At 73.8% G+C, this 10,921-nt stretch carries 13 protein-coding genes; 8 read left to right on the top strand and 5 right to left on the bottom strand.

Annotation, left to right across the window (positions count from 1 at the left end; genetic code table 11):
* Window position 1 precedes the first annotated feature (1 nt).
* Window positions 2–349: a DUF488 domain-containing protein gene (locus FRZ03_RS36290; protein ID WP_146469320.1), complete on the bottom strand. Its 348-nt coding sequence runs from the start codon at window positions 347–349 to the stop codon at window positions 2–4.
* A gap of 163 nt (window positions 350–512) precedes the next feature.
* Here FRZ03_RS36290 and FRZ03_RS36295 point away from each other — a divergent pair, with 163 nt between their 5' ends.
* The 5 genes from FRZ03_RS36295 (at window position 513) to FRZ03_RS36315 (ending at window position 5,816) form a co-directional block, all read left to right on the top strand.
* Window positions 513–1,937 (top strand): M1 family metallopeptidase, encoded by a 1,425-nt coding sequence (locus tag FRZ03_RS36295; protein WP_146469321.1) that lies wholly within the window; start codon window positions 513–515, stop codon window positions 1,935–1,937.
* A gap of 42 nt (window positions 1,938–1,979) precedes the next feature.
* A complete protein-coding gene (locus FRZ03_RS36300) occupies window positions 1,980–2,714 on the top strand; it encodes a L,D-transpeptidase family protein (protein WP_146469322.1) in 735 nt (244 codons plus the stop codon).
* Window positions 2,715–2,734: 20 nt separating this feature from the next.
* Window positions 2,735–3,433: a response regulator transcription factor gene (locus FRZ03_RS36305; RefSeq protein WP_146469323.1), complete on the top strand. Its 699-nt coding sequence runs from the start codon at window positions 2,735–2,737 to the stop codon at window positions 3,431–3,433.
* Entirely contained in the window at window positions 3,430–5,304 is a 1,875-nt protein-coding gene (locus tag FRZ03_RS36310; RefSeq protein WP_146469324.1) for a sensor histidine kinase, read from the top strand. The genes FRZ03_RS36305 and FRZ03_RS36310 overlap by 4 nt, the downstream gene beginning before the upstream one ends.
* A gap of 62 nt (window positions 5,305–5,366) precedes the next feature.
* A complete protein-coding gene (locus FRZ03_RS36315; RefSeq protein ID WP_146469325.1) occupies window positions 5,367–5,816 on the top strand; it encodes a DUF6098 family protein in 450 nt (149 codons plus the stop codon).
* 13 nt (window positions 5,817–5,829) lie between these two features.
* On the opposite strand, the gene FRZ03_RS36320 is transcribed toward FRZ03_RS36315, so the two are convergent.
* Both FRZ03_RS36320 and FRZ03_RS36325 read right to left on the bottom strand, forming a co-directional pair.
* The gene (locus tag FRZ03_RS36320) at window positions 5,830–6,081 is read right to left on the bottom strand and encodes a WhiB family transcriptional regulator (RefSeq protein ID WP_146469326.1); all 252 of its coding nucleotides are present in this window, start codon (window positions 6,079–6,081) and stop codon (window positions 5,830–5,832) included.
* Window positions 6,082–6,230: 149 nt separating this feature from the next.
* Complete coding sequence (locus FRZ03_RS36325) at window positions 6,231–7,112, bottom strand: LysR family transcriptional regulator ArgP (RefSeq protein WP_146469367.1); 882 nt, start codon at window positions 7,110–7,112, stop codon at window positions 6,231–6,233.
* Window positions 7,113–7,181: 69 nt separating this feature from the next.
* On the opposite strand from FRZ03_RS36325, the gene FRZ03_RS36330 reads away from it, so the two are divergent.
* Complete coding sequence (locus FRZ03_RS36330) at window positions 7,182–7,802, top strand: LysE/ArgO family amino acid transporter (protein ID WP_146469327.1); 621 nt, start codon at window positions 7,182–7,184, stop codon at window positions 7,800–7,802.
* A 112-nt stretch (window positions 7,803–7,914) separates the two neighbouring features.
* Entirely contained in the window at window positions 7,915–9,213 is a 1,299-nt protein-coding gene (locus tag FRZ03_RS36335) for an MFS transporter (RefSeq protein ID WP_146469328.1), read from the top strand.
* Window positions 9,214–9,268: 55 nt separating this feature from the next.
* Here the strand turns inward: FRZ03_RS36335 and FRZ03_RS36340 are convergent, their stop codons facing one another.
* On the bottom strand, window positions 9,269–9,724 hold the full coding sequence (locus tag FRZ03_RS36340) for a cyclic nucleotide-binding domain-containing protein (protein ID WP_146469329.1): 456 nt from the start codon (window positions 9,722–9,724) through the stop codon (window positions 9,269–9,271).
* A gap of 281 nt (window positions 9,725–10,005) precedes the next feature.
* Entirely contained in the window at window positions 10,006–10,248 is a 243-nt protein-coding gene (locus tag FRZ03_RS36345) for a hypothetical protein (RefSeq protein ID WP_146469330.1), read from the bottom strand.
* Between the two features lie 125 nt (window positions 10,249–10,373).
* On the opposite strand from FRZ03_RS36345, the gene FRZ03_RS36350 reads away from it, so the two are divergent.
* The gene (locus tag FRZ03_RS36350) at window positions 10,374–10,808 is read left to right on the top strand and encodes an ATP-binding protein (protein ID WP_146469331.1); all 435 of its coding nucleotides are present in this window, start codon (window positions 10,374–10,376) and stop codon (window positions 10,806–10,808) included.
* Window positions 10,809–10,921: the final 113 nt, after the last annotated feature.

The following is a 10,921-nucleotide window of genomic DNA, read 5'->3' on the forward strand; positions in this document are numbered from 1 at the left end:
GTCAGCCGCCGAGCTGTTCCAGCAACACCTGGGCGTGGCTGCGCTCCGGTGTCTTCGACGCCGTCAGCAGGGTCACACGGCCCTTGCGGACGGACTCGCGCAGGCCGTCGAGGAGCTCGGCGGCCTCGGGAGCGTCCAGTTCCGCCTCGTAGCGGCGGCGGAACTCCTCGTAGGAACCGCCGCCGTGGAACCAGGTGCGCAGTCCGGCCGAGGGAGTGAGCCCCTTGGGCCACTCGTCCACGTGCGCCGCGTCCTTGGCCACCCCGCGCGGCCACAACCGGTCGACCAGGACCCGTAGGCCGTCGTCGGGATCGGGTTCGTCATAGATCCGTCGTACACGCACGCTCACGGTCGGGACCGCCCTTCACGACAGGGGCCGATTCCGCGAGCGTACTGCGCGCACCCGGTGCGCGCCGGTCGGCGCCACTTGGCCGGAACGAGACGGAGACCGAGCGGCCCGGACCCCTAGTCTGTGGGCCTGCCGAGCACCAGCCACCGTACAAGGAGCGCATGTGACGCCACCCCGCAGACAGCCCGCAGGCCGCCGTGGCACGGGATTCGGCCGCCGGGCGGTTCTCGCCACCGTCCCCGTCGCCGTCGCCGCCCTCGTCGGCGCCGCCGCGCCGACGGGGACGGGCACCACCGGCGCGGCCGGCGCGGGCGACCCCTACTTCCCGCTCAGCGGCAACGGCGGCTACCACGTGCGCCACTACGACCTGACGCTGCGCTACCGAAGCGGCGGCCGGCTGACCGGCACCGCGGTCCTCACCGCCCGCGCCACCCAGCAGCTCAGCCGCTTCGACCTCGACCTCAAAGGGCTGACGGTGGACGGCGTCACCGTCGACCGCACCGCGGCCACCGCCGTCGAACGCTCCGGACAGGAACTCGTCGTCACCCCGCGCCACGTCCTGCGCGCCGGGCGGGACTTCACGGTCACCGTCAGATACCACGGCACCCCGAAGCCGGTCACCGACCCGGACGGCTCGGCGGACGGCTGGATCCCCACCGACGACGGCGCGTTCGTCGCCAACGAACCGCAGGGCGCCATGACCTGGTTCCCGGGGAACGCCCACCCCAAGGACAAGTCGTCGTACGACTTCACGATCACCGTGCCCAAGGGCCGCACCGCGGTCGCCAACGGCGTCCTGCTCGGGCAGCGCACCGCCGGCGGCGAGACCACCTTCCGCTGGCGCGAGACCCAGCCGATGGCTGCCTACCTGGCCACCGCCACCATCGGCACCTTCCAGGTCCACCGGTACACCACCCGCGACGGCGTCCAGGTCTACGACGCCGTCGACCCCCGCGAGGCCGAGGCCGCCGCGCCGGTGCTCGCCAAGCTGCCCTCCGTCCTGGAGTGGGAGAGCAAGCTGTTCGGGCCCTATCCCTTCACGTCCGCCGGGTCCATCGTCGACCACGCGGACGTCGGCTACGCCCTGGAGACCCAGACCCGTCCGCTCTACGACTCCGCGCCCGGCATCCTCACCCTCGTGCACGAGAGCGCCCACCAGTGGTACGGGGACTCGGTGTCCCCGACCTCCTGGAAGGACATCTGGCTCAACGAGGGCTTCGCCACCTACGCGGAGTGGCTCTACTCGGAACAGCACGGCGGCGCCAGTGCCCAGAAGACCTTCGACGGCCTCTACGCCCGCCCGGCCGGCGACGGACTGTGGGCCTACCCGCCCGGCGACCCGGGCAGCGGCGAGAACATCTTCGGCGCCCCCGTCTACGACCGCGGCGCCATGGCCCTGCACGAACTGCGCAAGGCGGTCGGCGACCCGGCCTTCTTCCGCATCCTGCGCGCCTGGGCCACCGCGCACCGCCACGGACACGGCACCACCGCGCAGTTCGTCCGGCTCGCGGAGCAGGAGTCCGGCAAGCGGCTGGATTCCCTCTTCCACACCTGGCTGTTCACGAAGGGCAAGCCGAACAGGCCCTGATTTCTTACCATTTCCACATAACCGTCGGCGAAGCTCGACAACATGATCAACCGCAGAACCGCCGTCGCCCTCCTCGCCTCCCCGCTGCTGCTCACCGGCTGCGGCGGCGGGGCCGGGGAGACCGGGCGCCGCACGCCGCCCACCCGGCCGGCGCCCGCGACGGGCACCACCTCCCAGGCCGAACAGGCCCACCAGGGCATACCCGGACTCGGACCCACCCGGTCGGCGGCGATACCCGAGCAGTGCACCCAGGTCGTCGTCGCCACCGGGCGCGGCCCCGACTCCCCGCAGTGCACGGTCGTCCTGCACCAGCGCACCGCCGACGGCTGGCAGGCGGGCCCCCGTTGGCCCGCGCACAACGCGCTGCACGGCTGGAGCGCCCACCACATGCTCAACGACCTGCGCTCCCCGCTCGGCGTCTACACCCTCACGGACGCCGGGGGGCTGCTGCCCGACCCGGGCAGCAGACTGCCGTACCACCAGTCCCCCCGGTTCCACTCGCCCGGCACCGGCTTCGAGGGCGAACCCCTGGACGGCTGCTTCGACTACGTCATCGCCATCGACTACAACCGCAAGCCCGGCACCTCCCCGCTGGACTGGACCCGCCCGCTGGGCGAGAAGCGCGGCGGCGGCGTCTGGCTGCACGTCGACCACGGCGGCCCCACCCACGGCTGCGTCAGCGTCTCCAAGGGACACATGAAGGAGCTGCTGCGCACCCTCGATCCGGCCCGGCACCCGGTGGTCGCGATGGGGTACGCCGACTGGCTCGCCGCTTGAGCCGCTTAGGATCCGCACTTGTGTGCGCACATGTGCTGGTCGCCGAGGACGACGAGAAACAGGCCGAGCTGATCCGCCGCTCCCTGCTGGCCGAGGGACACACCGCGACGGTGGTGCACGACGGCGCGGCCGCGCTCGACGCGGCCCGCCGCCTGCGGCCCGACCTGCTCGTCCTCGACCTGATGCTGCCGGTCCTCGACGGCTTCGACGTCTGCCGCCGACTGCGGCGTCCTGACGGCGAGTTGGCGGTGCCGGTGGTGATGCTCACGGCCCGCTCCGGCGAGGACGACCTGCTGCTCGGCCTCGACCTGGGCGCCGACGACTACCTCACCAAGCCGTACAGCCCGCGCGAGCTGATGGCCCGCATCCGCACGGTGCTGCGGCGCGGCGGCGGGGCGCGCGGCGACGACCCGGCCGTACGGGCCGCCGGGATCAGCGTCGATCCCGTGCGCCACGAAGTGCGCTGCGACGGCCTGCCGGTGGAGTGCACCCCGGCCGAGTTCCAGATCCTGCTGGCCATGGCGGCCGAGCCCGAGCGGGTCTTCACCCGGCATCAACTCCTCCAGAGCACCCGCGGGTTCGACCGCTCCTCCACCGAACGCGCCATCGACGTGCACATCATGAACCTGCGCCGCAAGATCGAGGCCGACTCCCGGCACCCCGTCCGGCTGCTCACCGTGTTCGGCGTCGGCTACAAGCTCAGCGGGGGCCGGATGTGAGGTTCGGGACCCGGCGGGGGAGCCGGCGCCCGGCGGCGCGGCGGCGGATCCCGCTGCGCAAGCGGCTCCTCGTCCGCCTCCTGTCCGTCTCCGCGCTGATCGCCGTCTGCTCGGTCGCGGCCACCGCCTGGCTCGCGGTGACCACCACCACCAGCGCCCTGAAGGAGGAGCAGGGCCAGGACCTCGCCGCCGACAACAGCATCCTCGCCGAACTCAGCGGGTACGCGGCCACGCACCCCGACTGGTCCGGCGTCCACCACACCGTGCGCGAGCTGGCGAAACGCACCGGCCGCCGGATCGCGCTCACCACCCCCGACCGCGCCCTGCTGGCCGACTCCGCGCCCCGCGGCACCCCGCTGCCGCCCCGGCCCGCCGCGGGCGTCGACCCGCTGCGCACCGACACCTACAGCGAGACCGGCGCCCAGCTCAGCGGCATCGACCCGCGCGCGGTCGGCCCGTATCTGCTGCCCGCGAAGGAACGCGCCGCACTGGACGCGCTCGCCGGCCGGAACAAGGACTGCTACGCCCGCTACGGCATCCGGACCACCGTGGCGCACACGCCGAGCGGACGGCCCGGGCTCACCGCCACCGACGGCACCGACCCCGCCGGCTACGGCCTCGCGGTGTGCGCGGACGGAGGGCTGAGCATCCCCACACCCACCGAGCGCAGGGCCCTGGACACGCTGTCCGGCCTCGCCCGCCCCTGCCTGCGGCAGGCGGGCCTGGCGGTCGGCGACGGGCCGCTGTTCCCGCTCTACGAGCCGAACGCCGAGGACCACTTCGGCGGCGGCCCCCTGCTCGTCAAGCTCGCCGCCGCCCGGGGCGGCACCGCGCGGGCGGCCCGGAGCTGTGTGCTCACCGCCCGCCGCACGCAGCTGGAGCCCTATGTCGCCCCCGGCGCCGAACTCTTCCTCGGCATCGGCGACCGCAACCCCTCCCGCTTCGACATGTCCCCGGCCAACAAGGCCAAGGTGGTCTCCGCCGCCGGGCTGGTCCTCGCCGTCACCGTCGCGGTGACCGCCGCCGTCGCCGTCCGGCTGGTACGGCCGCTGCGCGCGCTGACCGAGGCCGCGCAGGCGCCGCCCGAGCGGCATGTGCGGGTTCCGGTGACCACACGCGACGAGACCGGCATCCTCGCGGAGGCGTTCAACGCGCTCACCGAGCGCCGCGAACGCCTGGAGGCCCAGCGCAAGGCCATGGTCAGCGACATCGCGCACGAACTGCGCAGCCCGCTCACCAACATCCGCGGCTGGCTGGAGGTGATGCGGGACGGCGTGGTGGAGCCCGACCCGGGCCTGCTGGACTCGCTGCACGAGGAGGCGGTCGTCCTCCAGCGGATCATCGACGACCTCCAGGACCTCGCCGCCGCCGACGCCGGCACCTTGCGGCTGCACCGCGAGCCGCTGCCGGCGGCGGAACTGCTGGCCCAGGTCGCCGCCGCGCACCGGGTGGCCGCGGACGCCGCCCGGGTGACGCTGGCGACCGAGGCCGACCCGGCCGTCTGGCTGGACGCCGACCCGGTGCGGATGCGGCAGGTGCTCGGCAACCTCGTCTCCAACGCGCTGCGGCACACCCCGGCCGCCGGCACGGTCACGCTGACCGCCCGCCGGGACGGCCCGGACGCCGTCCTCACCGTCGCCGACACCGGCTCGGGCATCGCGCCCGAGGAACTGCCGCAGGTCTTCGAGCGGTTCTGGCGCGCGGAGAAGTCCCGCAGTCGCCGCACCGGGGGCAGCGGGCTCGGGCTGTCCATCGTCCGGCAGCTGGTCGCCGCGCACGGCGGCACCGCCGAAGCGGCGAGCGAGCCCGGCGCGGGCTCGGTGTTCACCCTGCGGCTGCCCGCCGGGGAGGCACCGGGCGAGGAGCCGTGAGCGGGGCGTCGTGCACCGCCGTGGTCCGGTTCCCCTCGCGTCCCGGGGGTACCCCGGAGCCCATGAGCGCACCGGAGGACCTGCCCACCGTCTCCACGCTCGCCGAGGCGGCCGAGCTGGTGGCCCGCCACCGCGGCCTGTACGTGCGCTGGTCCAGGGGGCCCGGCCTCGACCTGGAGGCCGTCTCCAGCGCCGACGAGCTGACCGGCGTCCCTCTGCCCGGTCTGTCCGCCAACCCCCTCGACGTGGCGGACTGGTGGGGCGACCGCTCGCCCGAGCTGTGGGTGGCCCGCCGCCTGTACGACTACGCGCACCTGCCCCACGACAAGGGCCCCGGCGTCCGTCCCTGGGTCCTCAAGGGCCGGGAGAGCGGCCGGGGCCCCGACAACGAGCCCCTGGTGACCGACGTCGAGCCGCTGTGCTGGATCGCCGACGAGGTGATCGAGACGGCCCGGACGGAGGTGAGCCGCCAGGAGCGGGCGTGGGGCACCCTGCGCCGCGGGGCCGGCTGAACCCGGTTCCCGGTCAGCCCGAGCGCTGGCGGGAGCGGGCCCGGCGGCGCAGCGCCCGGCGCTCCACCTCGGTGGTACCGCCCCAGACACCGATGCCCTGACCGGTCTCCAGCGCCCAGTCGAGACACTGCTCCCGGACCGGGCAGTGCCCGCAGACCGCCTTGGCCTGCTCGGCCTGCACCTGCGCGGGCCCGGTGGTGCCTATGGGGAAGAAGAGGTCGGGATCCTCATGACGGCACGCGGCATGTTCGCGCCAGTTCTCCATGGAAGTCTCCTGGGTCGGATCGGGAAATGTCCGTGTCCTGTCGAAGGCGTTCCGGGGGCGGGTGACCGGTCGTCGCGGAGTGAAACGGCGACGGCCGCAACGGGCCCGGGATCGGCGCCGGACCGACGACTTCCGGCCACCTCTCGCTCTCAGGCCCGCAGCGCCTTCGCCGCCGTGGCCGTCACCGCCTCGGCCAGCGCCGCCAGCGAGGGGGAGTCGAGCCTCCACTGCTGCCAGTACAGGGTGACGTCCATCCACTCGCCGGGGGCGAGCAGGGTGAGCAGGCCCTCGTCCAGCAGGGGGTACGCCTGGACCTCCGGCACCATGCCCCAGCCGAGGCCCGCGACGACCGCGTCGAGGAAGCCCTCCGAGGTGGGCACGTAGTGCCGGTGCGGACCGGCCGAGACACCGCCGAGCCGGCGGACGTAGCCGTCCTGGAAGTCGTCCTTGCGGTCGAAGAGCACCACGGGCACCGAGACCAGCCCGTCCACCAGGGGCCGCCCACCGAGCCGGGTGCGGGCGAACTCCGGTGCGGCGACCGGGAGATAGCGCATCCGGCCGAGCGGGCGCGCCGTGCAGCCGGGCACCGGGTCGGGCGAGGAGGTCACCGCCGCCATCACCAGCCCCTCGCGCAGCAGCACCGCGGTGTGCCCCTCGTCCTCGCGGTGCAGCTCGAAGCAGAGTCCCGGCACCCGGCTCAGCGCCGGCAGGAACCAGGTCGCCAGCGAGTCCGCGTTCACCGCGACCGACACCCGGGTGGGCTCCCCGGCGCCGCTGAGCCCCAGTTCTCCCCACGCGTCGTGTTCGAGCCGGGCGAGCTGGCGGGCGTACCGCACCAGCACCGCGCCGGACTCCGTGGGCCGCACCGGCTTGGTCCGTTGCAGCAGCACCCGCCCGGTGCGCTGTTCGAGCGCCTTGACCCGCTGGCTGACCGCCGAGGGCGTCACGTGCAGGGCGGCGGCCGCCGCGTCGAAGGTGCCCTCGTCGACCACCGCGAGCAGCGTCCGTACCTGATCCAGGGGGAGGTCCATCACGAGCGCTAAGGATACGTAAGAATCTTTAGCTGTACTTGATGCCCCTACGCCCTTAGCTTCGAACGCATGAACAACACCGCCCTGACCGCAGCGGTCGCCGGATTCGGCACCGGCATGTCCCTGATCGTCGCCATCGGCGCCCAGAACGCCTTCGTCCTGCGGCAGGGGGTGCGCCGGGACGCCGTACTCGCCGTGGTCGGGATCTGCGCCCTGTCCGACGCGGTGCTCATCTCCCTCGGTGTCGGCGGCGTCGGCGCCCTCGTGGTGGCCTGGCCGGGCGCGGTCCGCGCGGTCGGGATCGTCGGCGGCGTCTTCCTGCTCTGCTACGGGCTGCTCGCCGCCCGCCGGGTGGTACGGCCCGCGGCCACCGGCCTGGTGGCGGCGGGCGAGGCCGCCGGTTCGCGGCGCCGGGCGGTGCTCGCCTGTCTGGCGATGACCTGGCTCAATCCCCACGTCTACCTGGACACCGTCTTCCTGCTGGGCTCCCTGGCCGCCGACCGGGGCCCGATGCGCTGGACCTTCGGGCTCGGCGCCGCGCTCGCCAGCCTGTGCTGGTTCACCGCGCTCGGCTTCGGCGCCCGGCTGCTCGGCCGGTACCTGGCCCGGCCCGGCGCCTGGCGGGTCCTGGACGGCCTGGTCGCCGCCACCATGCTCGTGCTGGGCGGCTCCCTGCTTCTGCGGGGCTGAGCGCGCGGGCGGTGCCGTCGCCCCTCCGAAGGCCGAGACGGGTCTCCCGCCCGGACGGATGCGATAGTTAGGCTCTCGAACTGAAAAGATGTAACGAGCAACCAGGACATCCGTGAACACGAGCGAGAGCACGACCGAGACCGGCGGCGACGCGCAGACGGCCGACACCCCGCCCCGCCGGGGCTGGCGGCGCTGGGCGATGGACACCCGTCCGCTGCGCATCCCCGCCTACCGGCGCCTGTGGTCCTCGACCATCGTCACCTCCGTGGGCAGCCAGCTCACCGCCGTCGCCGTACCCAAGCAGATCTACGACATCACCCACTCCTCGGCCTGGGTCGGCTACGCGAGCCTCGCCGGCCTGGTGCCCATGGTGGTGTTCGCGCTGTGGGGCGGGGCGGTCGCCGACACGGTGGACCGCCGCAAGCTGCTGCTGGTGACGAACATCGGCATCGCGGTGACCTCCCTGCTGTTCTGGGCGCAGGCCGTCGGCGGGCTGGACTCGGTCGTCGTCCTCATGGTGCTGCTCGCGCTCCAGCAGGCCTTCTTCGGCCTCAACTCCCCGGCCCGCAACGCCTCCATCGCCCGGCTGGTCCCGGCCCGGGAACTGCCCGCCGCCAACGCGCTCAGCTCCACCGTGATGCAGACCGGACTGGTGGCCGGGCCACTGCTCGCCGGTGTGCTCATCCCGGTGATCGGGCTGCCCGAGCTGTACCTGATCGACGCCCTCGCGCTGTGCGTCACCGTGTGGGCCGTCTTCCGGCTGCCCGCGCTGCCCCCGCTCGGCGACGGCCCCGCCCGCCGTGCCGGGGTGCGCGAGATAGCCGAGGGGTTCCGCTACATATCCGGGCACAAGGTGCTGCTGCTGTCCTTCCTCGCCGACATCGTCGCCATGGTGTTCGGCATGCCCCGCGCCCTGTTCCCGCAGCTGGCCGCGCAGACCTACCACGCCTGGGGCGAAGGGCTGGCGCTCGGCGTGCTGTTCGCCGGCATCCCGGTCGGCGCGGTGCTCGGCGGGCTCTTCTCGGGCGTCTTCTCCCGGGCCCGCCGGCACGGCTGGATGGTCATCGGCGCGGTCGTCGGCTGGGGCGTGGCCATCGCCGGGTCCGGGCTCAGCGGCAACCTGTGGGTCGCGCTGGTCTTCCTCGCCGCGGCCGGGGTCGCGGACATGATCTCGATGGTGTTCCGGGGCGCGATCCTGCTGTCCGCCGCGACCGACGAGATGCGCGGCCGGATGCAGGGGGTGTTCACCGTCGTGGTGGCGGGCGGCCCCAGGCTGGCCGACGTGCTGCACGGCACCGCCGGCTCCCTGTTCGGCCCGCGCGCGGCCGTCGCGGGCGGCGGTGCCCTGGTCGTGGTGCTGATGCTGGCCCTGGCCGCGGCCGTGCCCGCGCTGCGGCGCTACCGGATCTGAGGCCGGGGCCCTTCCTCCGGACCGGGCCCGCTCGGCGGGACGGGGAGGACGGGCCCTACAGCGGGCTGCGGCGGCCCAGCGCGTACTCGTCCATCAGCCTGCCGCGGGTGATCTCCAGCCGGTGGGCGAGGATCTCGGCCACCGAGCGCACCAGCGACAGCCCGAGCAGCGGGTCCTCCACGCACAGCGCGAGCACCGAGGGCCCGTCGAACTCGTAGGCGCGCACGTTGCTGAAGGCCACCGAGCCGAAGTCCCACTGGTACGGCGGGAACAGCCAGGACCAGCCGAGCAGGTCGCCCGCGCCGAGCGTGCCCACGGTCACCCGCTTTCGTGCGGTGACCTCCTGGTCCAGATGGACCGCCCCCGAACGGATCACCCAGAACCGGTCGGCCGTGCCGCCCGCCTCGAAGATACGGGTGTCCTCCGGGAAGGACACCTCCTTGGCCAGCTCCATCAGGCGTTCGCGCTGCGCCTGGGGCAGGGCGGTCAGCAGTTTTATCGCTTTGGTCATGGCGCGGGCTCCTCGCCGGCGGCGGTTCGGGTGCTGCGGGGCTCTGTGCGGGCCGGGTGCGTTCGTCACACCCATTTCAGCCGCTGGCGCCGCCCAGGGCACCTCGAAGGACGCGGATTTCTTGCGGGGAGCCGTCGCGCGGGCAGAAAAAAGCCCTGGCTGGACGGGGGAGGCCAGCCAGGGCAGTTCAGGGTGGGGCGGGGGCTCGGTGGCCCGCTCCGCCATCACTTATGGATGAACGATAAACCATCCGTGGCCGATTCACGCAACCCGGAAGCGGCCTAGGTGACTCGTCTCACCCCCTCCGCCGTCAGCGGGGGTCCACCCGGCTGGACGATCTCCTCCAGCACCCGCAGCACCGCCTCGTACGCCCGTGCCCGCACCGCGGCCTCCCGCGCGCCCTCCGGGTCCTCGGCCGTCAGGGTCCGGGCGCGGTCCGCCCAGAGCCGTTCCCCTTCGGCCGCGCGGTCCCTGCCCCGCTGGATGCGCCGCAGCAACTCGTCCGCGTCCACCACGTCGGTCATGCGCCACGGGTACCCCGTCCGGGCGAGGTGATGACACCGGCACCCAGCGTGTTTGAGGGGGCCGTCAAGGGTCAGCCGGACAGGGAGAGAGCGCGTATCCCGGCAGTGCCCCAGGGAGGGAAGGGATGCCAGACATACACCCCACCAGCTCCTGCGCCCCGACGGACGAACCCTTGCGTCGGCCGCCGTGCCGCCCGGCCGACGCCCGCAGGACCGTACAGCGCGTGGTCACCGAGCGCTGCCGGGCCCGGCATCTGCCGCTCGGCCCGCACACCATGGACGACGCGCTCCTGGTCACCTCGGAACTCACCACCAACGCCATCGTGCACGGCGGCGGCATCACCGGCTTCGACGTCGACGTGGACTCCGGCGGCGTCCGGGTCTCGGTCAGCGACCGCAGCGACGAACTCCCGGTCGCCACCGCCCCCGCGGACGGGCACGCCCCCACCCGCCGCCACGGCCGGGGCTGGCCCATCGTCTGCCACCTCGCCCGGGACGTGCGCGTCAGCGAGCTGCCGTGCGGGGGCAAGCGGATCACGGCCGTCGTACCGCTGCGCTGAGCGCGCCGGGCACCGCCCCGAGTCCCGGCGAGTCCCGGCGGGCCCTGCTGACCGCGCCCGGCCGTGCGCCCCGCCTCCCGCCTCCGCTTCCGCTTCCGCGCTCGTTCCCGCCT

Source organism: Streptomyces misionensis, assembly GCF_007896895.1.
Classification (GTDB): Bacteria; Actinomycetota; Actinomycetes; order Streptomycetales; family Streptomycetaceae; genus Streptomyces; species Streptomyces misionensis_A.